The 25,267-nt window shown below is 73.2% G+C and carries 30 protein-coding genes; 11 read left to right on the top strand and 19 right to left on the bottom strand.

Going from position 1 to position 25,267, the window contains the following annotated elements:
• Window positions 1–2: 2 nt before the first annotated feature.
• Window positions 3–581: a hypothetical protein gene (locus AC4H2S_RS02440; protein ID WP_491495369.1), complete on the bottom strand. Its 579-nt coding sequence runs from the start codon at window positions 579–581 to the stop codon at window positions 3–5.
• Between the two features lie 227 nt (window positions 582–808).
• On the opposite strand from AC4H2S_RS02440, the gene AC4H2S_RS02445 reads away from it, so the two are divergent.
• Genes AC4H2S_RS02445 through AC4H2S_RS02455 form a run of 3 tightly spaced genes read left to right on the top strand, consistent with a single transcriptional unit; the run spans window position 809 to window position 2,252 of the window.
• On the top strand, window positions 809–1,480 hold the full coding sequence (locus tag AC4H2S_RS02445) for a Type 1 glutamine amidotransferase-like domain-containing protein (RefSeq protein WP_491495370.1): 672 nt from the start codon (window positions 809–811) through the stop codon (window positions 1,478–1,480).
• 53 nt (window positions 1,481–1,533) lie between these two features.
• Complete coding sequence (locus AC4H2S_RS02450; protein ID WP_491495371.1) at window positions 1,534–1,938, top strand: VOC family protein; 405 nt, start codon at window positions 1,534–1,536, stop codon at window positions 1,936–1,938.
• Window positions 1,935–2,252, top strand: coding sequence for a winged helix-turn-helix transcriptional regulator (locus AC4H2S_RS02455; RefSeq protein ID WP_491495372.1), 318 nt, complete (start codon window positions 1,935–1,937; stop codon window positions 2,250–2,252). Before AC4H2S_RS02450 ends, AC4H2S_RS02455 begins: the two co-directional genes overlap by 4 nt.
• Here AC4H2S_RS02455 and AC4H2S_RS02460 read toward each other — a convergent pair.
• Window positions 2,224–2,610 (bottom strand): cupin domain-containing protein, encoded by a 387-nt coding sequence (locus tag AC4H2S_RS02460; RefSeq protein ID WP_491495373.1) that lies wholly within the window; start codon window positions 2,608–2,610, stop codon window positions 2,224–2,226. The genes AC4H2S_RS02455 and AC4H2S_RS02460 overlap by 29 nt on opposite strands.
• Window positions 2,611–2,768: 158 nt before the next feature.
• Between AC4H2S_RS02460 and AC4H2S_RS02465 the strand changes: the two genes are divergently transcribed.
• The 3 genes from AC4H2S_RS02465 to AC4H2S_RS02475 are packed head-to-tail and all read left to right on the top strand — an operon-like array spanning window position 2,769 to window position 4,687.
• Window positions 2,769–3,239 (top strand): hypothetical protein, encoded by a 471-nt coding sequence (locus tag AC4H2S_RS02465; RefSeq protein ID WP_491495374.1) that lies wholly within the window; start codon window positions 2,769–2,771, stop codon window positions 3,237–3,239.
• A 10-nt stretch (window positions 3,240–3,249) separates the two neighbouring features.
• Entirely contained in the window at window positions 3,250–3,855 is a 606-nt protein-coding gene (locus tag AC4H2S_RS02470) for a M23 family metallopeptidase (RefSeq protein WP_491495375.1), read from the top strand.
• A 40-nt stretch (window positions 3,856–3,895) separates the two neighbouring features.
• Window positions 3,896–4,687, top strand: coding sequence for an alpha/beta fold hydrolase (locus tag AC4H2S_RS02475; protein ID WP_491495376.1), 792 nt, complete (start codon window positions 3,896–3,898; stop codon window positions 4,685–4,687).
• On the opposite strand, the gene AC4H2S_RS02480 is transcribed toward AC4H2S_RS02475, so the two are convergent.
• The 12 genes from AC4H2S_RS02480 to AC4H2S_RS02535 form a co-directional block, all read right to left on the bottom strand.
• Window positions 4,677–5,525, bottom strand: coding sequence for a fumarylacetoacetate hydrolase family protein (locus tag AC4H2S_RS02480; protein ID WP_491495377.1), 849 nt, complete (start codon window positions 5,523–5,525; stop codon window positions 4,677–4,679). The genes AC4H2S_RS02475 and AC4H2S_RS02480 overlap by 11 nt on opposite strands.
• 25 nt (window positions 5,526–5,550) lie before the next feature.
• A complete protein-coding gene (locus AC4H2S_RS02485; RefSeq protein WP_491495378.1) occupies window positions 5,551–6,324 on the bottom strand; it encodes an SDR family oxidoreductase in 774 nt (257 codons plus the stop codon).
• On the bottom strand, window positions 6,309–7,226 hold the full coding sequence (locus AC4H2S_RS02490; protein WP_491495379.1) for a dihydrodipicolinate synthase family protein: 918 nt from the start codon (window positions 7,224–7,226) through the stop codon (window positions 6,309–6,311). Before AC4H2S_RS02490 ends, AC4H2S_RS02485 begins: the two co-directional genes overlap by 16 nt.
• Window positions 7,223–8,443, bottom strand: coding sequence for an L-2-hydroxyglutarate oxidase (gene lhgO / locus AC4H2S_RS02495; protein WP_491495380.1), 1,221 nt, complete (start codon window positions 8,441–8,443; stop codon window positions 7,223–7,225). The genes AC4H2S_RS02490 and lhgO overlap by 4 nt, the downstream gene beginning before the upstream one ends.
• Window positions 8,440–9,651 carry a CaiB/BaiF CoA transferase family protein gene (locus AC4H2S_RS02500; RefSeq protein WP_491495381.1) on the bottom strand — a complete coding sequence of 404 codons (1,212 nt, stop codon included), beginning with the start codon at window positions 9,649–9,651 and terminating at the stop codon, window positions 8,440–8,442. Before AC4H2S_RS02500 ends, lhgO begins: the two co-directional genes overlap by 4 nt.
• Window positions 9,648–10,145: an AbrB family transcriptional regulator gene (locus AC4H2S_RS02505; protein WP_491495382.1), complete on the bottom strand. Its 498-nt coding sequence runs from the start codon at window positions 10,143–10,145 to the stop codon at window positions 9,648–9,650. Before AC4H2S_RS02505 ends, AC4H2S_RS02500 begins: the two co-directional genes overlap by 4 nt.
• A complete protein-coding gene (locus tag AC4H2S_RS02510) occupies window positions 10,142–11,842 on the bottom strand; it encodes a tripartite tricarboxylate transporter permease (RefSeq protein WP_491495383.1) in 1,701 nt (566 codons plus the stop codon). Before AC4H2S_RS02510 ends, AC4H2S_RS02505 begins: the two co-directional genes overlap by 4 nt.
• A gap of 17 nt (window positions 11,843–11,859) precedes the next feature.
• A complete protein-coding gene (locus AC4H2S_RS02515; protein WP_491495384.1) occupies window positions 11,860–12,399 on the bottom strand; it encodes a tripartite tricarboxylate transporter TctB family protein in 540 nt (179 codons plus the stop codon).
• The gene (locus tag AC4H2S_RS02520) at window positions 12,396–13,373 is read right to left on the bottom strand and encodes a Bug family tripartite tricarboxylate transporter substrate binding protein (protein ID WP_491495385.1); all 978 of its coding nucleotides are present in this window, start codon (window positions 13,371–13,373) and stop codon (window positions 12,396–12,398) included. The genes AC4H2S_RS02515 and AC4H2S_RS02520 overlap by 4 nt, the downstream gene beginning before the upstream one ends.
• Window positions 13,374–13,435: 62 nt before the next feature.
• Window positions 13,436–13,900, bottom strand: a complete 465-nt coding sequence (locus tag AC4H2S_RS02525) for a PaaI family thioesterase (RefSeq protein ID WP_491495386.1) — start codon at window positions 13,898–13,900, stop codon at window positions 13,436–13,438.
• A gap of 1 nt (window position 13,901) precedes the next feature.
• Complete coding sequence (locus AC4H2S_RS02530) at window positions 13,902–14,684, bottom strand: enoyl-CoA hydratase-related protein (RefSeq protein ID WP_491495387.1); 783 nt, start codon at window positions 14,682–14,684, stop codon at window positions 13,902–13,904.
• A 2-nt stretch (window positions 14,685–14,686) separates the two neighbouring features.
• Complete coding sequence (locus AC4H2S_RS02535) at window positions 14,687–15,952, bottom strand: CaiB/BaiF CoA transferase family protein (RefSeq protein ID WP_491495388.1); 1,266 nt, start codon at window positions 15,950–15,952, stop codon at window positions 14,687–14,689.
• Between the two features lie 68 nt (window positions 15,953–16,020).
• Here AC4H2S_RS02535 and AC4H2S_RS02540 point away from each other — a divergent pair, with 68 nt between their 5' ends.
• On the top strand, window positions 16,021–16,860 hold the full coding sequence (locus tag AC4H2S_RS02540; protein WP_491495389.1) for an IclR family transcriptional regulator: 840 nt from the start codon (window positions 16,021–16,023) through the stop codon (window positions 16,858–16,860).
• 95 nt (window positions 16,861–16,955) lie between these two features.
• Here AC4H2S_RS02540 and AC4H2S_RS02545 read toward each other — a convergent pair whose 3' ends face one another.
• From AC4H2S_RS02545 to AC4H2S_RS02560, 4 genes are all read right to left on the bottom strand, one after another.
• Entirely contained in the window at window positions 16,956–17,885 is a 930-nt protein-coding gene (locus tag AC4H2S_RS02545) for an NADP-dependent oxidoreductase (RefSeq protein ID WP_491495390.1), read from the bottom strand.
• A 46-nt stretch (window positions 17,886–17,931) separates the two neighbouring features.
• Window positions 17,932–18,933 (bottom strand): beta-ketoacyl-ACP synthase III, encoded by a 1,002-nt coding sequence (locus tag AC4H2S_RS02550; protein ID WP_491495391.1) that lies wholly within the window; start codon window positions 18,931–18,933, stop codon window positions 17,932–17,934.
• Between the two features lie 31 nt (window positions 18,934–18,964).
• Window positions 18,965–19,099: a hypothetical protein gene (locus AC4H2S_RS02555; protein ID WP_491495392.1), complete on the bottom strand. Its 135-nt coding sequence runs from the start codon at window positions 19,097–19,099 to the stop codon at window positions 18,965–18,967.
• Between the two features lie 116 nt (window positions 19,100–19,215).
• Window positions 19,216–19,353, bottom strand: coding sequence for a hypothetical protein (locus tag AC4H2S_RS02560; RefSeq protein ID WP_491495393.1), 138 nt, complete (start codon window positions 19,351–19,353; stop codon window positions 19,216–19,218).
• A 188-nt stretch (window positions 19,354–19,541) separates the two neighbouring features.
• On the opposite strand from AC4H2S_RS02560, the gene AC4H2S_RS02565 reads away from it, so the two are divergent.
• The 4 genes from AC4H2S_RS02565 (at window position 19,542) to AC4H2S_RS02580 (ending at window position 23,526) form a co-directional block, all read left to right on the top strand.
• On the top strand, window positions 19,542–19,757 hold the full coding sequence (locus AC4H2S_RS02565) for a hypothetical protein (RefSeq protein WP_491495394.1): 216 nt from the start codon (window positions 19,542–19,544) through the stop codon (window positions 19,755–19,757).
• Window positions 19,741–21,240, top strand: coding sequence for a cysteine peptidase family C39 domain-containing protein (locus AC4H2S_RS02570; protein ID WP_491495395.1), 1,500 nt, complete (start codon window positions 19,741–19,743; stop codon window positions 21,238–21,240). The genes AC4H2S_RS02565 and AC4H2S_RS02570 overlap by 17 nt, the downstream gene beginning before the upstream one ends.
• Window positions 21,216–22,280, top strand: coding sequence for a hypothetical protein (locus tag AC4H2S_RS02575; protein ID WP_491495396.1), 1,065 nt, complete (start codon window positions 21,216–21,218; stop codon window positions 22,278–22,280). The genes AC4H2S_RS02570 and AC4H2S_RS02575 overlap by 25 nt, the downstream gene beginning before the upstream one ends.
• A 115-nt stretch (window positions 22,281–22,395) precedes the next feature.
• Complete coding sequence (locus AC4H2S_RS02580; RefSeq protein WP_491495838.1) at window positions 22,396–23,526, top strand: nucleotide sugar dehydrogenase; 1,131 nt, start codon at window positions 22,396–22,398, stop codon at window positions 23,524–23,526.
• 112 nt (window positions 23,527–23,638) lie between these two features.
• Here the strand turns inward: AC4H2S_RS02580 and AC4H2S_RS02585 are convergent, their stop codons facing one another.
• Window positions 23,639–25,264 (bottom strand): glycosyltransferase, encoded by a 1,626-nt coding sequence (locus AC4H2S_RS02585; protein WP_491495397.1) that lies wholly within the window; start codon window positions 25,262–25,264, stop codon window positions 23,639–23,641.
• Window positions 25,265–25,267: the final 3 nt, after the last annotated feature.

Below are 25,267 nucleotides of genomic sequence, written 5' to 3' on the forward strand. Positions count from 1 at the left end.
GCTCAGTCCAGGGCGGTGACGCAGATGGCACGGACCACGAACCGGGTGACGACGGCGCCGCTGCCGTTCTCCACGATGGCGCCCCACGTGGATCCGTCCGCCGACGGGTACTCGGCGCGGACCAGGAAGGTGCTCGTCCCGACGTCCCGTCCCGCCGCGTCGAGCGCGCTGACGCCACCGCCGACCACCCTCTTCCCGGCGGGACAGGCGACCGCGGCGCTCCCGAGGAAGGACCCGCTGACCGGCGTGGACCGCTCGACGACCTGGTAGCCGGACACGCCCGGGGCCCCTGCAGGCCCCCGCTCGCCGGCAGGGCCGGCGGCGCCGGCAGCACCGTTGGTCCCGTCGACGCCCGGGACGCCCCGCTTGTTCCAGGTGACCGCCCGCTCGCCCTTGCGGCACGACTTCTTCGTGTCGACGAGGCGGAGGGAGCCGTCGCTCTTGCTGGCGCACGCCTTGACGACAGCGGGCGTACGACCGGCGCCGGTCGCAGCACCGACCGCCACGGTCAGCGTGGCGACGAGCCCCAGGAGCAGGGCCGTGACGACGGTGGAGGTGGCGGGCGTCCAGGAGATGCGCATCGTGAGCTCCGGTGCTCGAAGGGCCAGATGCCCGAACCTACGCCCGGGCAGCACCCGGTCGCCATCACCCAAATCGGTCACCGCGATGCCGGGGCGGGGGGCGGCGCACCCCGCGGCCCTTGCACGATCTCGCCCGGACGTGTCGACTCGAGGCCGGCTCGCCCGTCACCAGAGCAGACGGCCGCGGCAGGCGCCGTACCCATCGCTCCCCCACGAGGAGGCACACCATGAAGCTCCTGCTCACCTCCGGAGGCGTGACCAACGCCAGCATCCGCGACGCGCTCGTCGGGCTCCTCGGCAAGCCGGTCGAGGAGTGCACCGCGCTGTGCATCCCCACGGCGATGTACGGGCATCCGATGCTCGGGCCGGGGGTGCGGGCGTGGAGCTTCATCGCCGGCACGTCGGAGAACCCGATGGTCGGCCTGGGCTGGAGGTCCGTCGGCGTGCTGGAGCTGACGGCGCTGCCGAGCATCGACGAGGAGCGGTGGGTGCCGGCGGTCCGCGAGGCCGACGTCCTGCTCGCCGCGGGCGGCGACGTGCTCTACCTGTGCCACTGGATGCGTGAGTCGGGACTGGCGGACCTGCTGCCGTCGTTGAGCGAGACCGTCTGGGTGGGGCTCAGCGCGGGCAGCATGGTGCTGACCCCGGCCGTCGGCCACGACTTCATCCAGTGGCGGCCACCGAGCGGGGACGACAGCACGCTGGGTGTCGTCGACTTCTCGATCTTCCCCCACCTCGCGCCCGACGGCATGCCCGGCAACTCGATGGCCGAGGCGGAGGAGTGGGTGTCCGGCATCCCCCACGCGGCCTACGCGATCGACGACCAGACGGCGATCACGGTGGTCGACGGGGAGGTCGGTGTCGTGTCCGAGGGGCACTGGACGCAGCTGCGGACCTGACCCGGCACCCCAACCCCCTTGACGCCACACTTGCATTTTGCAAGTGTCATCGCATGAGCCTCTTCATCACCTGCCCGGTCGACAGCGTCGAGCGCGCGACCGCCTTCTACACCGCCCTCGGCTGGACCCTGAACCCGGAGATGTCCGACCACAACGTGTCGTGCTTCGCGATCGCGCCCGAGCAGTACGTCATGCTCGGCAGCCGCGAGATGTACGCGAGCGTGGGCGGGGCCGAGGAGCTGGTCGGCGGCTCCGACACCCCGTCCAAGGTCACCGTCTCGTTCGACCTCGGCAGCCGCGAGGCGGTCGACGAGATCGTCGAGCGCGCCGGGGCCGCCGGCGGGCGGATCGGGGACACCGACAACTATCCGTTCATGTACCAGCGCCAGTTCGACGACCCCGACGGCTACCACTACTCGCCGTTCTGGATGAAGCCGGACGCCGACCCGACCGCGTGAGCGACCTCGCCGCGGCCCTCGACGTGGTCGGGGCCCGCTGGGCCCTGCTCATCGTGGAGCGGTTGCTCGACGGTCCGCAGCGCTACGGCGACCTGCAGCGCGACCTCGGCGTGCCGACCAACGTCCTCGCGACGCGGCTGCGCGAGCTCGAGGCGGCCGGCGTCCTGTCCCGCCTGCCGCTGCGCCACAACACCCGGGCGTACGCGCTCACCGACCGTGGGCTGGCGTTGCGCGAGGCGGTCGTCGCGCTCGGCCGCTGGGGCGGGGAGAACGCCCGGGCGAGCGTCAGCGAGCCGCCGGAGGGTCCACGTTGACGGTCGGGAGGCCGCCGCCGACCCGGGCGATCACGGCCAGCGAGGGCTGCCGCCCGGGGTTCGACTCCCGGTGGACGGTCCACGCCGGCACGTGGACGAAGTCGCCGGGGCCGGCGTCGAGGTAGCCGTCATGGCCCTCGAACTCGAGTCGCAGCACGCCTCGCACGACGTAGAGGCTCGACTCGTTGCGCTCGTGGTGGTGCCAGCCCGACACCGCTCCGGGCTCGGTCTCGACCTGTCCGGCCCACAGCAGCGGCAGCTCGAACGCCAGGTCGCGGTGCATGCCGGGCGTCGGGTCCGCCGGCGCCAGGTCGGCCGGCGTGAACACTCGTACGGGCCGAGGCAGCTCACCGCTCACGGCCCCAGCGTGCCATGACGCGACGTTCCCCACGACCGCTCCGCGTGCCCGGATCCGTCCCGTGCCGGGACACGGATCGGCGCCCGGGCTTGTGTGCACGGCCGGTGGGGGTAACGGTAGAGCGAGAGCCCCGCCCACGAACCCACCCAGGAGAGCCCGTGTCCCTCACCCAGATCCCGCTTCGCCTCGCCACCGGCGCCTACATCCTCAACTCGGGCGTCAGCAAGCTGGGTGCCGACGAAGGCACGGCCCAGTTCCTCCACGGCGCGGCGGCGAGCACCTACCCCACCCTCTTCAAGGACATGGAGCCGGCGAAGTTCGCCCGACTGCTGGCCTACAGCGAGATCGGCGTCGGTGCCGCGCTCCTGGCGCCCATGGTCCCGGCGACCGTGGCCGGGGCCGCGTTGACCGGCTTCGGCTGCAGCCTGGTCGGCATGTACCTCAGGACCCCGTCCATGACGTTGGACGACGGCATCCGCCCGAGCCAGGAGGGCACCGCCCTGGCCAAGGACGTGTGGCTGGTCGGTGCCGGACTGACGCTGTTCAGCCAGGGGGTCGTCTCGGCGGCCAAGGCGGGCGCGAAGACCTCCAAGCGGGCCCTCCGCAAGGCCTCGCCGCTGTCGAGCTGACCGGGTGGACGTGGACCTCGCGTTCCCGTTCACCGGGCTCTGGCTGACCCAGAACAGCCCCGCCGACCGGGTGCCCAGCCACGGCACCGCGCTGCTGGCCACGTCGTACGCGATCGACTTCGTCCCGGTCGACGAGCGCGGGCGGACCGCACCCGTCACGATCGGGTCGCTGGTGCGCCCCGAGCCGGCCGGGCGGTTCCCGGGCTTCGGCCGTCCGATCCTCGCCCCCGTGTCGGGCGTGGTCGTGGGCGTGCACGGCACGGCGACCGACCACCCGTCCTACCGCGGCCTGCCGTCCGTGGGCTACGCCCTCACCCAGCGCCGCCGGGTCGCTGCGGGGTGGGAGGCGCTGGCCGGCAACCACGTCCTCGTCCGGACGGCCGAGGGGCCGGTGGTCGCGGTGTGCCACCTGCAACGCGACAGCCTCCAGGTACAGCCGGGCGACCGGGTGGAGGTGGGCGAGGTGCTCGGGCGGTGCGGCAACTCGGGCAACAGCACCGAGCCCCACGTCCACCTCCAGGCGATGGACCGCGCGGACGTCGTGCAGGCCGCGGCCGTGCCGATCACGTTCGGCGGCCGGGTGCCCCGCAACGGCGAGGTCGTCGACGCCGGGTAGCCCTCAGCTCACACCGGGGCACCCGTCGTACAGTCGCGACATGGCACGCCTCCCCCTCCGCGGGCACCACCTCCTGGCGGCCGCCGGCACCCGCTCGCGGGCGCGGCACCACGCGGACACCGCGGGTCTCGGCCTCCCGGGCGGACCACCGTCGGCGCGTACGACGCTCGGCGAGCTGGGCTCGGCGCTCGACGCCGCCCGCCTGGTCGGCGCCCTCCCGCGGCTCGCCACGGCGCCGCGCGGCGACGGCCACCTCGTGGTGGACATCCCGGGGTGGAAGGCGCCCGAGCTCACCGGCGCACCCCTGCGCGGCTACCTCGCGCGGCTCGGGTACGACGCCCGCGGCTGGGGCTTCGGCACCAACACCGGCGACCCGCGGCGCGACGTCGAGCGACTCTCGCGCCGCGTGCTCGAGCTCGTCGACGAGTTGGGCGCCCCCGCCTCGCTGGTCGGGTGGAGCCTCGGCGGGGTCATCGCACGCGAGGTCGCCCGCCGCCACCCCGACGCCGTACGCCGCGTGGTCACCTACGGCACGCCGGTGACCGGTGGTGCGCGCCACACCAGCGTCGCCCGGGCCTCCAGCACCGGAGCCGATGCGGACGCCGACCGGGTGTCGCGCCGTCTCGATGCGTCCTCGCCGATCCGCGTGCCGCTCACGGTGCTGTTCTCCCGGCGCGACGGGGTGGTGGCGTGGCAGGCGTGCATCGACCGGTCCACGCCCGGGGTCGAGCACGTCGAGGTGGGCTCGACCCACCTCGGGATGGGCGTGGACCCCGACGTGTGGACGGTGGTGGCCGACCGGCTGGCCCGGCCCGTGGAGCTCAGCCGCTGACCACCGGGTTGACCAGACGGCCGATGCCCGGGATGCGGCACTCCGCGACGTCGCCCCCGCGCACGTGGATCGCGCCGGGCGTGCCGGTGGAGATGACGTCGCCGGGGAACAGCGGCATCACGGCGCTGTGGAAGGCGACGAGGAACGCCGGGCTGTAGCGCATGTGCGCCACCGCGTTGGTGCGCGTCTGGTCGCCGTTGACCACGGTGGACACCTCGACGTCGCCGATCGAGCCGAACCGCCCGAGGACCTCGGCCATCGGCACGATCTCGGGGCCGAAGGAGAAGAAGCCCGGGAAGTTCTTGGAGCGGGTGAGGAACCGCGGGTTGCGCTGGAGGATGTCCTCGGCCGTCTGGTCGAGGATCGTGGTGACGCCGAAGACGTGGTCGAGCGCGTCCTCCTCGGAGACGTTGCGGCACTCACGCCCGATGACCAGGCCGAGCTCGCCCTCCGCCGTGGTGCGCTCGCTCTGCGACGGGATCGGGATCTCGTCGCCAGGGCCGATGATGGTGTGGTCGCCCTTGATGAAGGAAGCCGGCTCGTCGGGCACCGACTCGGAGAGGTCGGCGGCGTGGTCGACGTAGTTGAGCCCGATGCCCCAGATCTTGCGGGGCCGCCGGTAGGGCGCGGTCCACGTGACGTCGGCGGCCGGGCGGAAGCGCTCGGCGCCGGCCGAGGCGGCCGCGGCCACCAGGTCGTCGTAGAGGTCGTCCTCGAGCACGGTCAGCAGCGAGGGCACCGGCCGGTCGGTCAGCGACGCGATCGGCACGACGCCGCGGTCGGGGTCGACGAGGACCGGCACGTCGGTGCCGTTGTCGAGGATGGTGGCGAGTCGCACGGGTGGTCTCCTGGGGTGGTGGGGGTCAGTAGGCGCCGACGAGTCCGCCGTCGACGCGGACCTGCTCGCCGGTGAGGTAGGCGGCCCGCTGCGAGGCGAGGAACGCGACGACCGCGCCGAACTCCGCGGGGTCGCCGTAGCGCCGGGCGGGGATGGTGGCCTCCGACGCGGCGCGGGAGGCGTCGGGCGTGGTGCCGGTGCGCTCGGCCGCGGCGCGGTCGAGCTGGGCGACGCGATCGGTGTCGATCCGGCCGGGAAGCACCATGTTGACCGTGACGCCGTCGGCGGCGACGGTGCCCGCGAGCGTCTTGAGGTAGGCCGCGAGCGCGGCGCGGCCGACGTTGGACGCGGTCAGCGTGGGGATCGGCTGCTGCACGCCGCTCGACCCGATCGCCACGATGCGGCCCCACCGGCGCTCGCGCATCCCCGGCAGCACCTGGCCGACGAGGCTGACGTGCTGCTTGAGGAGGAGGTCGAACGCCGCCTGCGCGGCCTCGGCGGTGAACGCGTCCGCCGGGCCGGGGGGCGGGCCGCCGCCGTTGAGGACCACGACGTCGACCTCGCCGAACTGCTCGCGGGCGCGGTTGACGAGCAGCGCCGGGGTGTCGGGGTCGGTGACGTCCGCGACGACGCCCGCCGCGGACGGGAGCGAGTCGACGAGCGCGTCGACCAGCTCGGCGCGGCGCCCCGCCACGACGACGTGGGCGCCCTCGGCGGCCAGCGCCTCGGCGGACGCGCGTCCGAGTCCGGCGGTCGAGCCGAGGACGAGGGCGACCTTGCCTGTCAGGCCGAGATCCATGGGGTTCCTCCTGGGGAGTGGGGCAGGTGGGCGAGGTGCTGCTCGAGCAGCGGCACCAGGGTGGGGGGAAGGGTGGCGGCGGGCGGGCGTACCCGTCCGGTCGCGAGCACGCCGCGACGACACAGGATCTCCTTGCGGATCGCGAGCCCGATCCTCAGCTGGCCCTCGAAGTTGGCCAGCGGCAGCCACGGTGCCCACGCCCGGTGGGCGTCGGCGAACCCGCCCGCCGCGTGGGCGTCGAGCGCGGCGCGGAGGCCCTCGGGGTGGCTCATCCCGGTCATGGCGCCGGCGGCACCGCAGCCGAGCTCGTCGACGAGACCGACGCCGCCGAGACCACCGAAGACCGGCGCCGCGACGGACGCCGTCAGGGTGGCGACCGCGGGCGGCGTCGGCGCCGCCTCGGCCTTCACGGCGGAGACGAAGCCCTCGCACTCGCGGACCACCTCGACCAGCACGTCGGCGGCGACGGTGACACCGGATGCGGCGGGGTAGTCCTGCACGACGACCGGCAGCCCGGTCGCCTCGTGGATCGCGGTGAAGTGCTCCACCAGCGCCCCGGCGCGGGGCGTGTTGGCCTGCACCATCAGCGCCCGCGGCGGCCGCTGCGCGGCGTCGAGGCACGACAGCGCCTGGTCGACCGCGACGGCCGTGGTGCGGGCCGGCAGCCCGATCACGACCGGGAGGTCGGAGGCGGTGGTCACGGTGCGGACGACGTCCTGCTGCTCGGCGCGCGTCAGCGCGTCGGCCTCGCCGAAGACGCCCAGCGCGACCACGCCCTGCGCCGAGACCGAGTCGGCCAGCGCGAGCTGCCGCTCGAGCGAGGCGGTGTCGAGGGCGAGGTCGTCGTCGAACGGCGACGCCAGGACCATCCAGAGGCCGCGGTCGAGGTGGGGGCCGCTCACCGCGCCACCTCCCGGCCCAGCACGACGTCGACGACGTGCTCGGCGATCGCCAGGCTGGAGGTGGCGGCCGGTGACGGGGCGTTGCGCAGGGCGGTGACCCGGTCGCGGGTGGTGATCCGGAAGTCGTCGACCAGCGCTCCGTTGCGCTCCAGTGCCTGGGCCCGGATGCCGCTGGGGCCGGAGACCACGTCCTCGAGCCGGAGCTCGGGGACGTAGCGCCGTGCGGCGGCGACGAAGCGGCGCCGGCTCAGCGAGCCGGCCATCTCCATCACCCCGGTGCGCCAGTGCTGCCCCGCGAAGCGGCGGAACCCGTCGTACGCCGCGATCTCGCGCAGGTCGCGCGGCGAGACGGTGCGCCAGTCGTAGCCCTCGCGGGCCAGGGCGAGGACGGCGTTGGGACCGACCATCACCTCGCCGTCGACGCGGGGCGTGAGGTGCACGCCGAGGAACGGGTAGCGGGGGTCGGGCACGGGGTAGACGAGGCCGTTGACCAGCGAGCGGCGCTCGGGACGCAGGAGGAGGTACTCACCGCGGAACGGCACGACCTGCGGCTCACGGCTGTCGCCCGCGCGCTCGGCGGTGTGGTCGGCCCACAGCCCGGTGCAGAGGACCACCCGGTCGAAGCGCTCCTCGAGCGTGCCGGCGGGAGTGCGGCCGGTGAGCACCACGCCGGTGCCGTCGTGGCGGATGTCGGTCAGCTCGGTCGAGAGCCGGACCGAGCCGCCGTCCTGCTCGACGAGCTCGGCGAGCCGGCGGGTGACGCCCGGGAAGTCGACGATCGCCGTCGACGGCGAGTGCAGCCCGCCCACGCCCCGGACGTGGGGCTCGATCTCGCGGAGCTCGCCGCCGGAGAGGCGGCGGATGCCGGGGACACCGTTGGCGAGAGCCTTGGCCTCGATCGCGTCGAGCCGGCCCTCCTCCACCTCGTCGAGGGCGACGAGCACCTTGCCGCACGCGTCGTAGGCGATGTCGTGCTCGGCGCAGAAGTCGCGGAGCAGGCCGACCCCGCGCCGGCACAGGGTCGCCTTGAGCGAGCCGGGCTCGTAGTAGAGGCCGGCGTGCACGACGCCGGAGTTGCGGCCGGTCTGGTGCGCGGCGAGCCGGTCCTCCTTCTCCCACACGGTCACGGACGCGTCGGGGTCGACGACCTGCAGCCGCCGCGCGACGGCCGCGCCCAGGATCCCGCCGCCGACCACGGCGTACGACACGGCGCTCATGCCGCACCCTCCGCGGAGTCGCGCTGGTCGAGCCAGGGCCGGTCCCACGCCAGGTCCTCGTGCTCGCCGAGCAGGGGCGGCGGCACGGGCGAGGCCGAGGCCGCGCCGTCGTAGCGCAGCGCGCCGCCCGGCACGGCCACCTGCCCCAGCGTCGTGTGCTGGAGCTGGTGGACGAGGCCGAGGTGGTGGACCTGCTCCCACTCGTAGACCTCGGGGATGCTGCGGATCCGGCCCGCGGGGACGCCCTCGCGGGCCAGCTCGGCGAGGACGTCCTCGGCCGCGCGGTCGGCGAGCAGGCCGTCGATCTCGGCCTGGAGGGCGTCGACGTTGCCGACGCGGTCGCGGTTGGTGGCCACGTCGGGTCGCGCCGGGTCGATCTCGACGACCGCCGCGAAGCGTCGCCACAGCGACTCCGAGCCGACGGCGATCACCAGGGAGGCGTCGGCGCACCGGAAGGTGCCGTAGGGCGCGATGGAGGGGTGCCGGTTGCCCGTGCGGGCGGGCACCCGGCCGCCGTTGAGCCACCCGGAGCCGTGGAAGGCGTGCACCGAGGCGACGGCCGCGAGCAGGCTGGTCTCGACGGCCCGGCCGACGCCGGTCGCCTCGCGCTCGCGCAGCGCCGACATGACGCCGAAGGCACCGAACATGCCGGCGAGGATGTCGGCGATCGGCAGCCCGACGCGCGTCGGGTCGCCGTCGGCGTCGCCGGTGAGGCTCATCAGGCCGGCCTCGGCCTGGACGATCTGGTCGAAGCCGGGACGTGCGCCATCGGGACCGCCCGAGCCGAAGCCGGTGATGGAGAGCGTCACCAGCCGCGGGTTGGCCTCGCGCAGCGAGGCGGGATCGAGCCCGAGGCGGGCCAGCAGCCCCGGGCGGTAGTTCTCCACCAGCACGTCGGCGTCGGCGCACAGGTCGCGGAGGCGCTGGGCGCCCTCGGCGGACTTGAGGTCCAGGCGCACCGAGCGCTTGCCGCGGTTGGCGGAGAGGAAGTAGGCCGACTCCTCGGTGGTGTCCGGTGCGGCGTCGGGGCCGGGCGGCGCGAAGGGGAGCCAGCCGCGGCTGTCGTCGCCCGAGGGCGGCTCGACCTTGAGCACGTCGGCGCCCACGTCGGCCAGCATCATCGTGGCGTAGGGACCGGCCAGCGCCCGGCTCAGGTCGACGACGCGCACGCCGTCGAGGGAGCGGTGGTGGTGTCCGGACGGGTTCATGATCGTCCTCCCATCAGCTTGAGTCCCAGGCTCATCAGCACGATGACCGACGTGATCCTCAGGACGTGGATCGACAGCACGACGGGGACGTTGGCGTTGGCCTCGGCCGACAACGCTCCCATCTGGGCGATGCCGCCCGGTGCCGTGGAGAGAAGTGCGGTGTGCACGTCGAAGTCGGTGAACCTCCACAGTCCCCAGGCGAGGGCCAGCCCGAAGAGGAGGAACAGCACGACGGTGATGACGATGGGCACCGCGGCGGAGCGGAGCGCCACGAGCGACTCGCGGGTCACGGACTGCCCGAGCAGCGCACCGATCGCCACGTAGACCACCCACTTGGCCGCGCCCGGTGCCTGCCAGCTCAGCTCGCTGGACAGCGAGAGTGCGGCGACCCCGATCATCGCCCCGAGCAGCGGGGCCGCCGGGAGCTTGAGCACGGTGGCCACGCCGGCGCCGACCAGGGCCGCCGCCGACGTGGCGAGGATGCTGGCGATCACCGCGAGTCCACGCGTTCGGGCGCGGGTCCGCGGTCACCGTCGTCCGTCGGGCCGTCCGTGGGACCGTCCGCCGACCCGTCCGTGGGACCGTCCGCGGGCGCGTCACCGGACGGGCCGGCGAGGTCCTCGGGCGGCGGGACCGGGCTACCGCCGCGGGCGTGACGGCGCCGCATGGCGCCGAGGCGCGCGACGGTCCGGGCGGCCGCCCGCTTGATCAGCCGGGTGAGCAGCGGGAGCACCAGGAGCAGGACGATGAGCGCGATCAGGACCTGCGAGGTGGTGCGGTCCCAGAAGATGCCGAAGCTGCCGCCCGAGATGATCATGGTCTGGCGCAGGGACTCCTCCGCCATCGGGCCGAGCACCAGCGCGATGACCAGGGCCGCCGGGGAGAGCCCGAAGCGGCGCATGAAGAAGCCGAGCACGCCGCAGGCGAGCATGATCGCCACCTCGACGATCGAACCGTTGACCGTGAAGGTGCCCAGGACGCAGATCACGATGATCGCCGGGCCGAGGACCCGGAAGGGGACCCGGGCGATGCTGGCGAAGGCCGGGATGCAGAAGACGTTGACCAGCAGCAGCATGATGTTGCCGAGGAACATGCTGGCGATCAGGCCCCACGCGAACTCGGGGTTCTGCGTCATGAGGAGCGGGCCGGGCTGGAGGCCCCACATCATGAAGCCGCCGATGAGCACGGCGGTCGACGCGGAGCCCGGGATGCCCAGCGTCAGCAGCGGCACCATGGCGCCCGAGGACGCGGCGTTGTTGGCCGCCTCCGGGCCGGTGAGGCCGGCCATCGCGCCCTTGCCGAACTTCTCGGGCGTCTTGGAGACCGACTTCTCCAGGTTGTAGGACATCAGCGAGGCGACGGTGGCGCCGGCGCCGGGCGTCGCGCCGACGAAGAAGCCGAGGAACGATCCGCGCGTGATCGGGCCTGCCGACTCGCGCAGGTCGGTCCTGGTGGGCCAGAAGCCGCGCGTGCGCGCGGACACGTTGAAGTACGCGAGCTTCTCGAGGTGACCGCCGCGCCACAGGGTGTGGAGGATCTCGCCGACACCGAAGAGGCCGATGGCGACCGGGATGAAGTCGATGCCGTTGATCAGCTCGACCGAGCCGAAGGTGTAGCGCTGCTGGCCGGTGCCGATGTCGATGCCCACCGTGGCGATGCCGAAGCCGATCAGCGCCGACAGCGCGCCGAGGAGCCGGTTGCCGCCGATGATGACGATGAGCGTGAGCAGGCCGAGCACGACGACGAGGAAGAGCTCGGGCGGACCGAAGGTGGCCGCGAGCGAGGCGGTCGCCGGCGAGGCGATGCTGATCAGGACGGCGCCGATGGTGCCGGCGACGAAGGAGCCGATGGCAGCCATCACCAGCGCCGGTCCGGCCCGGCCCTGCTTGGCGAGCGGATAGCCGTCGAAGGTGCTGGCGACCGTCGCCGACTCCCCCGGTGTGTTGATCAGCACCGAGGTGATCGTGCCGCCGTACATCGCGCCGTAGTAGACCGCCGCCAGCATCACCACCGCACCCGTCGGGTCCAGGGTGAAGGTGAGGGGGAGCAGGATCGCGAGCCCGGCCGAAGGCCCGAGGCCCGGCATCACGCCCACGATCATGCCGAGCATGACGCCCGCGAACAGCAGCAGCAGGTTCATCGGGGTGGCGACGGCGACGATGCCGTTGGCCAGGTTGTCGAAGATGTCCATGTCGGGTCTCCCCGGTGTCAGAAGCGCGGCAGGATGCCCTCGGGCAGCCCGGCGTTCAGGAGGGTCTGGAGCAGGATGTACATCACGAGCGGCAGGCCGATGGCGACGACCGCGTTGGCGACGTGGTGCCCGCGGTTGAGCAGGCTCAGCATGACGCCGAGGAAGATCGCGCACGAGATGATGGTGCCGAGCCAGAGCAGGGTGGCGACGAGGGTGGCGGCGGCGAGCACCATGATCGCGAGCAGTCGCGGGTGCTTGCCGAGGTCGGCGTCACCGACCTCGTCCTCGAGGGCCACCACCTCGTCGTCCTCGGGGGTGCGGATGGCGGTGACCAGGGCCCACAGGGTGATCAGCAGGCCACCGGCACCGACGATCCGCGGGAAGAACCCGGGACCGATCCGACCGGCCTGGGTGCGCCAGTCGAGGCCGAAGGCCATCTCGGTGTAGACCGCGAGCACGACCAGCAGGCCCGCCAGGAAGACGGTCTTGGGCCGGACCCAGCCTGCGACCCGGCCCTGGGGCCGGGCCGCAGGCGTCGCGGCGTCCGTGAGCGTCACAGGGCACCGAGGTCGGTGAGCTGCTCCTCGAACGCGGTCTGCGTGTCCTCGAGGTAGGTGGTGAAGTCCTCGCCCCAGCGCTCGTCCTCGAGCAGGAAGTTCTCGTCGAGGTACTCCTGCCACTCGGGGGTCTCCACGACCTCCTGCATCGTCTCGATCCACCACTCCTGCGCCTCCTTCGGGGCCTCGGGGGGCAGGATCAGGCCGCGCGGCATCGACGGGATGTCGGAGATGCCGTTCTCCTCGCCGGTGGGCACGTCGGGCAGCGCGTCGAGCCGCTCGGGCCCGGTGAAGAGCAGCGGCGTCACCTGGCCGGCCTCGACCTGGCCCATGATCGAGCCGGGGTTGGAGATCATCGTGTCGATGGCGCCGGAGAGCAGCGAGGTCTGCATCTGGCCCTCCTCGTTGTAGGGCACGTAGTCGATCTCGTAGCCCTCGGCGTCGGCGATCATCTGCTGGATGATGTAGTCGACGTTGACCGTGCCGATGCCGCCGACCACGACCGTGCCCTTCTCGGTGGCGTAGTCGACCCACTCCTCGTAGCTCTGGAAGTCGGCCTTGCCGGACGCGATGAGCAGCGCGTTGTCGGCGGCGAGCAGGCCCACCGGGGTGAAGTCGGTCGGCTCCCAGCCGGTGTCGGCCTGCAGGGGCGTGGTGATGAACGATCCGGAGGTCGTCGAGATGCCGTAGCCCTCGCCGGACTGGTTGAGCAGGTATCCCCACCCGGTGGCGCCCGATCCGCCGTCGCGGTTCTCGACGCGGATGTTCTCGGGGTAGAGGTCCTGGCGCTGCAGGATGTCGACCATCGTGCGCGCCATGATGTCGTTGCCGCCGCCCGGCCCGAACGCGATCGTCCAGTCCATGTCCTCGGACGGGTAGGCCCCGCCGGACCCACCGCCCGAGTCGCCACCACAGGCGCTCAGGGTGAGCATCAGCGCCGCCGCTGACGCGACTGCGATCCTCGTGTGCTTCATGGTTCCTCCTGGTTGCGGGGCACGACGCTGCCGTGCCGGTTCGAGAGTGGTCGGTGGGTGGGTCACACCGCGTCGAGGCGGTGCCACGACCCGGTGCCGAGAGCGGTGAGTCGTCCCTGGTCGTCGGTCATGCGCGACTCGAGGTGCACGATGCGGCGACCCGCGCGGATCAGGCGGCCGGTGCAGGTGCCCGTCCCGGTGAGGGGACGGAAGAAGCGCATCTGCATCTCGATCGTCACGGCCGGCGACAGGAACTTCTTGCAGAGGTGGCCCATCGAGATGTCGAGGGCCGTGGTGATGACACCGCCGTGCACCGATCCCTGCGGGTTGCACAGGTGGGGGCCGTACGGAAGGACGACGGTGCAGGTCTGCTCCGGCTCGTCGTAGGAGATCTCGAGCTGCAGGAACCGGCTGAGGAAGAAGGAGCCGAACTCCCAGGCCGGGTCGGACGCCGCCTGCCGCGCCAGGGCCGACACCTCGTCGGGGTCGACGCGCGGCACGGCGCGTCCGGTCGCTGTGGTCGTCATGTCAGGACCAGGTGAAGCTGGGCGGACGCTTGGCCATGAACGCCCGGACGCCCTCGGCGAAGTCCTCGGTGTCGAACGAGGAGTTGCGCAGGTCGAGGGTGGCCTCGTCGTCGCGCACCTGCCCGGCCACGACCTTGTCGGCCATCACCTTGCCGGCTCGCACGCTGAACTGGGCCCGGCTGCACACCGTCTCGGCGAAGCCGTAGGTCAGCTCCTCGAGCTCCTCGGCGTCGACCACCTCGTCGAAGAGGCCGAGCTCGTAGGCGCGGGCGGCGGGCACCTGCAGGCCGCTGAAGAGGATCCACTTGGTGCGCGAGGGGCCGACCAGGTCCACCATCCGCTTGGTCGACTCGAGGCTGTAGACCAGGCCGAGCTTGGCGGGGGTGATGGCGAACTTCGCCGCCCGGTCGGCGAACCGGATGTCGCAGGCGAGGGCGAGGCCCGCGCCGCCACCGATGCAGTAGCCGTGGATCATCGCGATGGAGGGCTTGGTGAGCCCCTCGATGGCGTGCTCGGCCGCGGCGACCTTCTCGTTGTAGGCCTTGGCCTTCACCGCGTCGCTGCGCTCGGCCGCGAACTCGGTGATGTCGGCGCCGGAGGCGAACGAGCGGGTGCCGGCGCCGCGCAGCACGATCACCTTGACGCCCGGGTCGGCGTCGAGGTCGCCGACGACGTCGGGCAGGTCGCGGTACATCGCGACGTTGATCGCGTTGTGGCTCTCGGGACGGTTCAGGACGACGGTCGCGATCGCGTCGCGCCGCTCCACCAGGATGTGGTCGGACATGCTCAGGCTTCTTCCTCGAGTCGGTGGTGCAGGTCGGGGCGGGCGTCGAAGACGACCTCGTTGGCGAACAGGGCGGCGATGGACTCCTCGCTCTCGCCGATCTCGCGCAGCAGCTCGGCGGTGTGCTGGCCGAGCCACGGCGCGGGGCCGCGTACGGAGTAGTCCATCGCGGAGAACTTGGTCGGCGGGGCGATCGTCCGCATCTCGCCGATGACCGGGTGGTGGAGCTCGGCGATCATGCCGCGGGCCTGGACGTGCGGGTCGTCGAGCGTCTCGTCGAAGGTGAGCACCGGTCCGCAGGGGACGCCGACCGCGTCGATGGCCTTGATCCACTCCTCGGTGGTGCGCGTGATCGTGATCGCCTCGATCTCGGCCTCGAGCTCGTCGATGTGGGCCATCCGGTCGGGGAGCGTGAGGAAGCGCGGGTCGTTCTCCCACTCGGGGCGGTCGAGGGCGCCGAGGAGCCTCAGCCACAGCCGGTCGTTGGCGGCGCCGATGGTCACGTAGCCGTCGCTGGTGCGGTAGGCCTGGTAGGGGGTGGACCGGCGGTGCCGGGTGCCCGTCGGCTGCGGCACCTCGCCGGCGCCGAAGTAGGCGCCGGACTCCCACACCGCCCAGGCGAGCCCCGCGTCGACGAGGGAGATGTCCATGTACTGGCCCTCGCCGGTGGCCATCCGCTGCATCTGGGCGGCCAGGATGGAGTAGATCGCCGTGGAGCCGGCCGCGATGTCGTTGACCGCGATGCCGACCTTGGCGGGTCGCCCGCCCGGCTCCCCGGTCATCCGGAGGAAGCCGACCATGCCCTGCGCCATGATGTCGAAGCCGGGGCGCTCACGGTAGGGACCGGTCTGGCCGAACCCGCTGATCGAGCAGTAGAGGATGTCGTCGCGGACGGCCTTCACGCCCTCGTAGCCGATGCCGAGCCGGTCGGCGACCCCCGGCCGGAAGTTCTCGATGACCAGGTCGGCCGTCGCGGCCATCGCGAGGAACAGCTCGCGGGCCTTGTCGGTCTTGAGGTCCAGCGAGACCGACCGCTTGCTGCGGTTGGGCATCGCGAACGGGTAGCTCTCGCCGTCGATCTTCGGCGCCATGCGCCGCGAGTCGTCACCGGTGTGCGGCTGCTCCACCTTGATCACGTCGGCGCCGAGCTCGGCCAGCACCATCGTGCAGTAGGGGCCGGAGAGGAAGCGGGTCAGGTCGAGGACGCGGAAACCTTCGAGTGGACGTCCCGAGGGGTTTTCCCGTATTGTGGGATTGCTTGCCGTCATGTGGGAACTGTGGCACACGCCACACACCTCGTCAAGGGGATCCGGGGACGTCCGGCAGACTGACCACCGTGGACGAAGGGAGCCCGACCGTGGCCGAGCGCAGCGCCGTGCAGTCGATCGATCGAGCGGTCGCGATCCTGCGGTGCTTCGACGCCCACCACGACGCCCTGGGGATCACCGACATCGCCCGGCTGACCGGGCTGTCGACCAGCACGGCGCACCGGCTGCTCGCCTCGATGACGGTCAACCGCCTGCTCAAGCAGGGCCCCGACAAGCGCTACCGTCCCGGGCCGCTGCTGGTGCAGCTCGGGCGCTCGGGGGCCGTGCCGTCCGGCCTGCGCGAGGCCGCCCGCCCCTACATGGTGGCGCTGCGGGACGAGGTCGACGAGACCGTCGGCCTGCACGAGCTGCTCGCGACCTACGAGCGGGCGGTGGTCGACCAGGTCGAGTCACGACAGGAGCTGCGGCGCCACTACTCCGACCTCGGGGCCCCCATCGCGCTGACCCACGGAGCGCCCGGCAAGGCGATGCTGAGCCGGCTCCCGTGGTCGATGCAGCAGGCGGCGCTGGCGCGCGGCATCGAGCCAGTGACCGACAAGACGGTCACCGACCCGGTGGTCCTCGCGGACGAGCTGGCGCTGGCCCGGACCCGCGGCTGGGCGGGGTCCGACGCCGAGCGCACCCCCGGCATCCGCGCGGTCGCAGCGCCCGTCTTCGACCACACCGGGGCGGTCGTGGGTGCGCTCGGCCTCTCCGTGCCGACGGTCAGGATGGACGACGCGCGCAACGAGGAGCTCGGCGCGCGGGCCGCCGAGGTCGCCTGGGAGGTCTCCGAGGCGCTGGGGGCGACCCGCGAGCTGGTCGACCAGAGGCTGCTCCTCGCCCAGGAGCCCGGCGCCGGCGCCTGAGCCGGCTCGACGGTCAGGGCTCGACGGTCAGGGCTCGACGGTCAGGGCTCGACGGTCAGGCTCGACGGTCAGGCTCGACGGTCAGGGCTCGACGGTCACGGCTCGAGCGCGAGCTTCCCGCCCGGGTGCCCGGCCATCAGCAGCTCGGCTGCCTCGAGGGCGTCGGCGAGCGCGTAGGTGCGGGCGACGGGGACGACGAGCTCCCCCGCCGCGGCCAGGTCGACGAGGTCGGCGCGCACCGAGGCGCGGTAGGCCTTGCTGGCCGGCAGCGCGCCGGCGATGGCGATCACTCCCTCGCGCCGGGCCCGCTCGGGTGCGGCGATGGTGACGATGCGGCCGCGGTCGGCGACCAGGGCGAGCGAGGTGTCCAGGGCCTCGTCGGTGCCGACGCAGTCGAGCGCGGCGGCCACGCCCTCGGGAGCGGCGTCGCGCACCCGCTGCTCGAGGCCGTCGCCGTAGGGCACGGGCACGCCGCCGAAGCCGGCGACGACGTCGTGGCGCGCCGGGCTCGCCGTGCCGACCACCCGCGCGCCGAGACGAGCCGCCTGCTGCAGCACGCTCACGCCCACCGCGCCGGACGCGCCGTGCACCAGGATCGTCTCGCCCGCGGCCACGCCGGTGACGTGGAGCATCTCGGCGGCCGTCGTGCCCGCGAGCAGGAGGTTGGCCGCCTCGGGGAACGACAACGCCGCCGGCTTGGCGAAGACGTCCTGTGCCGGCACCGTCACCTCGCTCGCCCAGCCGCCGCTGATCCGGAACGCCAGCACCTCGTCGCCCACCGCCACGGGTCCCGTGGCGATGTCGGTGTCGGGCCCGACCGCGTTGACCACCCCGGCGACCTCGTAGCCGACCGCCCGGGGAAAGTCGCCCGCCCCGCTCGCCACGTGCTTGGCGTCGGCCGGGTTCATCCCGGCCGCATGGACCGCGATCGTGACCTCCCCGTGGCGGGGCGCGGGCACCTCGTAGGCCTCGAAGGCGAAGACGTCGAGCCCACCGGGCCCCGTGGCGATCCAGTGGTGAGCCATGGCCCGAAACCTAGCCCGCGAGTCCTCGAAGGGACCCGGGCGGGTCTCAGCCGCCGAGAGGCGGGATGGTCACGACCTGGCTGGCGTAGCTGAGCCCGGCGCCGAACGCGATGAGCAGGGCGGTGTCGCCGGCCGCCGCCTCGCCGCCTCGCAGCATCGCCTCCATCGCGAGCGGCACCGACGCCGCCGAGGTGTTGCCGGAGTCGACGACGTCGGTGGCGATGGCGACGCTGTCGGGCAGCTGGATGTTCTTGGCGAGCGTCTGGGTGATCCGCAGGTTGGCCTGGTGCGGGATGAACGCGTCGAGCTCCGCGACCCCGACGCCGGCCAGGTCGAGCGCCTCGTGGGCGACCTTGGCCATCGCGAACGGCGCCCAGCGGAAGACCGCGGTGCCCTCCATCTGCACCACCGGGTGCTCACGCTCGGAGTGGCCACCGAGGCAGCTCGGCGTCTGCGTGATGACGTGCGCCTGCGAGCCGTCGGACCCCCAGGCGGTCGGGCCGATCCCGGCCGTCTCCGACGGACCCACCACGACCGCGCCCGCGCCGTCGGCGAAGATGAACGCGGTGCCGCGGTCGGCGGGGTCCATGAAGCGGCTCAGCTGCTCCACCCCGATCACCAGCACGTGGCTCTCCGCGCCGGCGCGCACCATCGACGCGGCCAGGTTGAGCCCGTGGCAGAAGCCAGCGCACCCGGCCGAGATGTCGAACGCCGCGGCTGTGATGCCGAGCGCGCTGGCGACCTGCGGCGCGGCGGCGGGGGTGTGCTCGGGGTGGGTCGACGTGGCGACGATGACGCAGCCGACCTGGTCGGCGGCGACGCCGGCGGCGGCCAGGGCCTTCTCCGCCGCCGAGATCGACATGCCGATGAGGGTCTCGTCGTCGCCGGCGAAGCGGCGGGTGCGGATGCCGGAGCGGCTCTGGATCCACTCGTCGGAGGAGTCGAGGACCTCGCAGATCTCGTCGTTGGTGACCAGCCGCTCGGGCCGGTGCACGCCGAGGCCGAGCATCGCGGCGTGGGCGAGGGCGGTGGGCTGCTGGATCGTCATGTCGCGAGCATAGGCAGCCGGGGTGCGGGCGCTACTGCTCCGTGTCGGGGCGGGTCTCGGGGATCGGCGAGTCGGGCACCGCGCCCGGGTCGATCGGGTTGATGGAGGGGTCGCCGGACGGCACGATGTCGGGGTCGGCGTCGGGCTCGATGGGTGTGGTGGTCATGCACCAGTCCTACGCCCGACCGGGCGGGCGTGGCAACCGTCTCGTCCCGGGCGAAGCCCTGGCGCGCCCGGGACGCGGGACGGCCGGGGCTACGGTGGCGTGGTGGCCAGGCCGCCTCAGTAGCGCTTGCCGCCGCGGCGCTCCTGGACCTTCTGCACGGCCGAGCGGATCTTGGCCTGGTTGTGGGGCTTGCGCGCCTCGTCGTAGACCTTCTTCGCGATGCCGAGCGTCGCGAGCTTCTTCATCATTCCCATGGACCCACCCTGCCAGTCCCGACCAAGCGCCCGCCACGCCGCCGCCGAGCCGCCCGGACAGCCACCCACCGCCTTGTTTGACCCGCACCGGGAGGGGAATCCTCGTCGCAGGGAGGCACCATGACCGTCGAGCTCGACCCCGCGGCGATCCGCGCCGGTGGCACTACGGCGACAACGCGCGCGCCGAGGTGCAGGACGCCCTCACGCGCACGGGCGAGGCCGCCGGCAACGCCCTCGGCGACCTCGCCGGCGCCCTGGCCGACGCCGCCGGCGACATGGAGGGCGTGCTGCGCGTGGTGCGGGGCGTGATCGACGAGCACCGCACCAACACCGAGCAGTGCATCGCCGACTTCGAGGCGACCGACGGCAGCTCGGCGGGTGAGTTCCATGGGCTTGCTCGATGACACCGTCTCCCGGCTGAGGGGCGTCCTGGCCACCGTCGAGGACATCGACCTGTGGCCGCCGTGGGACGCCGCCCAGACGATCGTCGACGCCGTCGCGACGGCCGTGGGGATCGCCACCGATCCCCCCGCCCCCGACCCGCGCGACCTCACGGCCGCGGCCGCCGCCTGGCGCCACATCGCCGGCTCCGTCGAGCGGGGCTGCGACGAGCTCGACGCCTGCCGCGACCGCATCGACGCCACGGTCTGGCGGGGCACGTCGGGCGACGCCTTCCGCGCCTCCGTGCGGCGGCTGGGCACGCGTACGGCGACCGTCCCGCCCGCCGCGGGCGGCGTCGTCACCGCGCTGGAGACGCTCGCCGACTCGATGGCCGACGCGCGTGAGCGGCACGCACGGGCCGACGACGTGCTGCGCGACAACCTCGAGCTCTCGTGGGGCGACCTCATGCCGTGGGAGCTCGTCGACCACCTCCGCGGCGTCGTCGCGGGAGTCGTCCACGCCGTGCGGGAGGCGATCGGCTCCTACGCCGACGCACGCGACGCCGTGCAGGTGGCGCGCTCCGCGATCCGCCGGGCGATGGACGAGATCGACCTGCCCGACACGCTGCCCGACACGCTGCCCGAGGGCATCAGCGCGGTGTCGCTGGTCAACGCCTGGGAGGACGAGGAGGGGCCGCTGTCGGGCTCGGCCCTGGCCGCCTACGACGACGCGTTCGACCGGCTGACGCCCGCGCAGCAGCAGGCGGTGCGCGACGCCCTCGCCGGCGCCCGGAGCGACGAGGAGCGCGCGTGGGTCCTCGCCGGGGTCGCCTCGGGGCTGACCGGTGCCGCCCTGGCCAACTACCTCGCCAAGCTCCACACGATGAGCCCCGCCCAGCTCGACGCCCTCAGTCCGCCGACCGACGGCTCCTACTCCCAGCCCGACCAGACGACCTGCGGCTCCTCGAGCCTGGTGATGTCGCGGATGCTCAACGACCCGGCCTACGCGCTGTGGATCGAGACCGGCTACGACCCCGCGACCGGCGTCACCGACCCGCGCACCCCCGACCAGCGCTTCGCCGACGAGTCGATCGCGATGCACGAGCGCACCAACGCCGTCCGCGACCGTGACGGCGACCTCCAGCTCCCGTGGCCGGAGGCCGCCGGCACCCAGCCGTGGGCGCTCGCCAACGAGATGTCCGCGCAGGACGGCAGTGGCGCGCCGGGTCGCGACTACGAGGTCCAGACGGTGGCCCCGGGCGACCGCGGCGCGACCTACGACCGCATCGCCGACTCGGTCGAGGACGGCCACCACGTGCCGCTCTACGTCGGCGACACCACCCGGCCCGGCCACGTCGTCCTCGTGACCGGCAGCGACGGCGACTCGCTGAGGATCTACGACCCCGCGACGGGCCGCGAGCAGACGGTCTCGCGCGACGACTTCGCCAGGGGCGACCTCGGCGTCTCCGGGTGGGACGAGCCGTGGTTCGCCGTCACGCCGTCCTGAGCGCCGTCGCCGTCGTGACGGTGGCGGTGCTCGCCGGCTGCTCCGACGACCCCGGCATCGTCTCCGACCGCAGCGACGTCGACACGGCGGTCGTCGTGTGGTCCGACCCCTGGGTCGCCCCCACCTCGGCCACGGTGGCCGGCCCGGCGCTCGGCAGCAGGGGGCAGGTCGACCGGGTCGTCGCTCAGCGCACCACGCCCTACGCCGCCCCCGTCGAGCGCGCCGCCCGGGCCGAGCTGCGGGTCGCCTGGTCGGCGGGCTGGGCGCCCGCATCGAGCACGTGCGGCGACACCGTCCAGGTCGCGCTCGTCGCGCCGACCCAGGATGCCGTGGCCCAGCTGGTCGTGACGCCCGAGGGCGACGGCGCGAGCGCCGCGGTGCAGGTCGTCGGCCGCCACCACCTCGACACCGCCTGGGAGGTGCCCGACCCGGTCGAGCGGACGTGCCTCGACGCCGAGGCACCGCCGTTCGAGGCACCGCCGTTCGAGGCACCGCCGTTCGAGGCACCGCCATTCGCCTCGGCGCCGATCGGCGACGCGGACGCGACCGACGACGCCGACGCGGCGTGGGAGGACGACGACGCCGACGCGGCCGAGGCGTCGCTCGAGCAGGCCGCCGCCGACCCCGCGCTCGCTGACCTCGGGCTGCGGGTGGCGCCGGTGCGCCTCGAGGAGGGCGTCAACCGGCGCCGAGCACCCGCCGCGGAGGCCACGGCCGACGTGACGACGCTCGAGGAGCTGGCGGCCCGACTGCCCGGCTGGCGACTCACCTACGCCGCCTGCGGCGGAGGCGGAGCCACCCTTGCGACCTTCGTCCGCGAGCTCGACCCCTGGCCGGCCGTGGTCACCGCCGAGCTCGACGCTGGCGGCACGGACCTGCGAGTCACGCTGCCGCTCGCCGGTGGACCCGACCCGACCCGCGTCGTGGAGCTGGACGAGCTCGACGACCCGGCCTGCACGGGCGAGACGACTCGGGTGCCCCGCCAGGCGCTGGGCGTCCCCGCCGTGCTGCCCTCCGACCTGACCCCGGTCGCCGGGTGACCCGGCCGCCCTACCCATGACGCGGGAGCCTCGCCGTCTCCCTCCCGTCGCCGGCGTGGGGCAGACTGCTCCCGTGACCACGAAGATCTCCGTCGCGGGCCTCGGATACGTCGGCCTGTCCATGGCCGTGCTGCTCGCCCGGCACAACACCGTCGTCGGCCTCGACCTCGACGCCGAGCGGGTCGAGCGGCTGCGCCGCGGCGAGAGCCCGATCCACGACGACGACATCTCCCGCTTCCTGGCCGAGGAGGAGCTCGACGTCACCTTCACCACCGACGCCGGGGAGGCGCACGCCGGCGCCGACTTCGTGGTCATCGCGACGCCCACCAACTACGACCCGGTGACCAACTACTTCGACACCAGCTCGATCGAGGCCGTCATGCGCGACGTGCACCGCATCGCGCCGGGCGCCACCATGGTCGTGAAGTCCACCGTGCCGGTGGGCTACATCGAGGACGTACGGGCGCGCCTGGGCATCGAGGCCGTGATCTTCTCCCCCGAGTTCCTGCGCGAGGGACGCGCCCTACACGACAACCTCCACCCCGCGCGCATCGTGGTGGGCGAGGACTCCGCGCGGGCCCGCGCGTTCGCCGAGCTGCTGGTCAAGGGCGCCGACGCCGACGACGTGCCGGTGCTGTTCACCCAGCCCACGGAGGCCGAGGCGATCAAGCTCTTCGCCAACACCTACCTCGCGATGCGGGTCGCCTACTTCAACGAGCTCGACTCCTTCGCCCTCTCCCGCGGGCTCGACAGCCGGCAGATCATCGACGGGGTGGGGCTCGACCCGCGGATCGGCACGCACTACAACAACCCGTCGTTCGGCTACGGCGGCTACTGCCTGCCCAAGGACACCAAGCAGCTGCTGGCCAACTACTCCGACGTGCCGCAGACGCTGATCTCGGCCATCGTCGAGGCCAACACCACCCGCAAGGACTTCATCGCCTTCGACATCCTCGACCGCGCGCCGCGGGTGGTGGGCATCCACCGGCTCATCATGAAGGCCGGGTCCGACAACTTCCGCGAGTCGTCGGTGCAGGGGATCATGAAGCGGCTCAAGGCCAAGGGCGTCGAGGTGATCGTCTACGAGCCCGAGCTCGGCGTCGACTCGTGGTTCGGCTCGGAGGTCACCAGCGACCTCGTCGGCTTCAAGGAGCGCGTCGACCTCATCGTCGCCAACCGGATGGTCGAGGAGCTGCGCGACGTGGCCGACCGGGTCTACACCCGCGACCTGTTCGGCGGCGACTGACGGTTCATCACGGTATGCAGACGAACCAGCGCTTCCCTCGATCAATTGACCGTGGGAGGTGCGGGTTCACCGACATACCTTGGTGAACCGTCAGCGGCGGCGGCCGCAACCGTCAGCGGCGGCGGCCGAAGATCCCCCGCCGGTGGTCGGCCTCGGCGTCCGGCGCCTCGCCCCGCTCCGGCTCGACCGGCCGTCCCGGCCCGTCCTGGCCGGCGGTGCCCTGGCCGGCGGTGCCCTGGGACTCGGTGTCCTCGGCACGGCGCAGCGCCTTGCGCAGCCGGTGCTCCGACTTGTCGGGGTCCATCGGCGGGCGCGCACCGAGCACGAAGCGCTCCACCACGCGGTCGGCGACCGGCACCCAGCCCACCGACGTGGCGGGATAGGTCTTCACGCCGAACGACTCGTCGAGCAGGGCCTCGGGGTCGTCGCCGTCCTCGACCAGGCGCGCCACCCGTGCCAGCGCCGACGTGCGCTCCAGGCGCGCGGCCGCGCCGGTGTCGTACGCCAGCACGCGGGCACCGTGGTGGGTGCGCTCGAGGTCGTCGAGCAGGGCCGACAGTGTCGCCGGCAGCGGGGCGAGCGAGACGTCGGGCAGCGTCAGCACGAACTCGGCGTCGGAGCTCGCGGGAGCATGCTCGACCAGCCGGACCCGCGGCTCGTGGAGGTAGGAGCGGTGCACCAGCCGGGTCTCCAGCACCGGGTCCTCGACGGGCTGGACGCGGTCGTCGTGCACCGACGACCACGGCCCGACGAGGGTGATCCGGAGGTCGGGCACGTCGCCGTCGAGCAGCGAGTCGACCAGGTGGATCGTCTCGTCGGCGGGCCCGGCCGCGAGGACGACCTCGAGGTAGGGCACCTGGTAGGCGCGGCCGCGGCGGTTGCGCTTGGGGCGCATCGTCGGGACGAGGTCGGCGAGGTAGGGGTCGTTGAAGCGGTTGACCTGCTCGGCACGGCGCAGCACCTGAGAGCGGCCGAGGTGCCAGCTGCGCGCCTCGCGGTCGACGACGAAGACGCCGCCGGCCTGGGCGAGGGAGTGGCCAAGGTGCATGTCCTCGCCGAGCCGCAGGGTGCGGTCGAAGCCGGCGGAGTCGCGGTAGAGCGCCTTCGTCACCGAGCCGGTCATGCCGATGTGGTAGCGCTGGGCCCGCGGCCCGGCCTGGCGCAGGTCGTCGGTCTTGGCCCAGTAGTCCTCGACCCACTGGTGCGGCTCGTGCTCCTGGCCGGGGAACAGCTCGGCCGCCCCGCCGGCCGCGACCCGGTCGCGCACGGCAGCCGGGTCGAGGTCGAAGAGGGACGCGGGGTCGACGAAGAGCTTGTGCCCGCCCGGCACGGCGTAGTCGACGAGGTGGTGCCAGCGCGCGTGCGCCTCGACCTCCTCGCGGTGGGCGAGCATGTCGGCGTCGTACCAGTGCAGCACGTCGCCGTCCGCGGCCAGCGCCCCGAGGTGGCAGGCGTTGGCGCGGCCCCAGCCCTCCTCGACGCGGATCAGCCGGGTGCGCTCGGGACGCACCTCGGGCAGCTCCTGCGGCGGCGAGCTCTGGTCGTCGACGACGAGCACCTCGAGGAGGTGGGCGGGGTAGGACTGCGCGGCCAGCGCCGCGAGCACGTAGGGCAGGGTGCGCTGGTAGTTGAAGGTCGGGACGACGACGCTCACCGACAGCGTCGGCTCCCAGTCGCCGAGCGTCGCGGGGGTGAGCGATCCCCAGTCGTTGTGCCGCACCACCGGCTGCTGCGCCATGTC

The organism is Nocardioides sp. Z13_37 (assembly GCF_058355585.1).

What these genes read in the sequence shown, in the direction of transcription:
- AC4H2S_RS02440 (WP_491495369.1), bottom strand. Translation starts at nt 581, where the DNA reads ATGCGCATCTCCTGGACGCCCGCCACCTCCACCGTCGTCACGGCCCTG.
- AC4H2S_RS02445 (WP_491495370.1), top strand. Translation starts at nt 809, where the DNA reads ATGAAGCTCCTGCTCACCTCCGGAGGCGTGACCAACGCCAGCATCCGC.
- AC4H2S_RS02450 (WP_491495371.1), top strand. Translation starts at nt 1,534, where the DNA reads ATGAGCCTCTTCATCACCTGCCCGGTCGACAGCGTCGAGCGCGCGACC.
- AC4H2S_RS02475 (WP_491495376.1), top strand. Translation starts at nt 3,896, where the DNA reads ATGGCACGCCTCCCCCTCCGCGGGCACCACCTCCTGGCGGCCGCCGGC.
- AC4H2S_RS02485 (WP_491495378.1), bottom strand. Translation starts at nt 6,324, where the DNA reads ATGGATCTCGGCCTGACAGGCAAGGTCGCCCTCGTCCTCGGCTCGACC.
- lhgO (WP_491495380.1), bottom strand. Translation starts at nt 8,443, where the DNA reads ATGAGCGCCGTGTCGTACGCCGTGGTCGGCGGCGGGATCCTGGGCGCG.
- AC4H2S_RS02500 (WP_491495381.1), bottom strand. Translation starts at nt 9,651, where the DNA reads ATGAACCCGTCCGGACACCACCACCGCTCCCTCGACGGCGTGCGCGTC.
- AC4H2S_RS02510 (WP_491495383.1), bottom strand. Translation starts at nt 11,842, where the DNA reads ATGGACATCTTCGACAACCTGGCCAACGGCATCGTCGCCGTCGCCACC.
- AC4H2S_RS02520 (WP_491495385.1), bottom strand. Translation starts at nt 13,373, where the DNA reads ATGAAGCACACGAGGATCGCAGTCGCGTCAGCGGCGGCGCTGATGCTC.
- AC4H2S_RS02525 (WP_491495386.1), bottom strand. Translation starts at nt 13,900, where the DNA reads ATGACGACCACAGCGACCGGACGCGCCGTGCCGCGCGTCGACCCCGAC.
- AC4H2S_RS02530 (WP_491495387.1), bottom strand. Translation starts at nt 14,684, where the DNA reads ATGTCCGACCACATCCTGGTGGAGCGGCGCGACGCGATCGCGACCGTC.
- AC4H2S_RS02535 (WP_491495388.1), bottom strand. Translation starts at nt 15,952, where the DNA reads ATGACGGCAAGCAATCCCACAATACGGGAAAACCCCTCGGGACGTCCA.
- AC4H2S_RS02545 (WP_491495390.1), bottom strand. Translation starts at nt 17,885, where the DNA reads ATGGCTCACCACTGGATCGCCACGGGGCCCGGTGGGCTCGACGTCTTC.
- AC4H2S_RS02550 (WP_491495391.1), bottom strand. Translation starts at nt 18,933, where the DNA reads ATGACGATCCAGCAGCCCACCGCCCTCGCCCACGCCGCGATGCTCGGC.
- AC4H2S_RS02555 (WP_491495392.1), bottom strand. Translation starts at nt 19,099, where the DNA reads ATGACCACCACACCCATCGAGCCCGACGCCGACCCCGACATCGTGCCG.
- AC4H2S_RS02560 (WP_491495393.1), bottom strand. Translation starts at nt 19,353, where the DNA reads ATGGGAATGATGAAGAAGCTCGCGACGCTCGGCATCGCGAAGAAGGTC.
- AC4H2S_RS02570 (WP_491495395.1), top strand. Translation starts at nt 19,741, where the DNA reads ATGGGCTTGCTCGATGACACCGTCTCCCGGCTGAGGGGCGTCCTGGCC.
- AC4H2S_RS02585 (WP_491495397.1), bottom strand. Translation starts at nt 25,264, where the DNA reads ATGGCGCAGCAGCCGGTGGTGCGGCACAACGACTGGGGATCGCTCACC.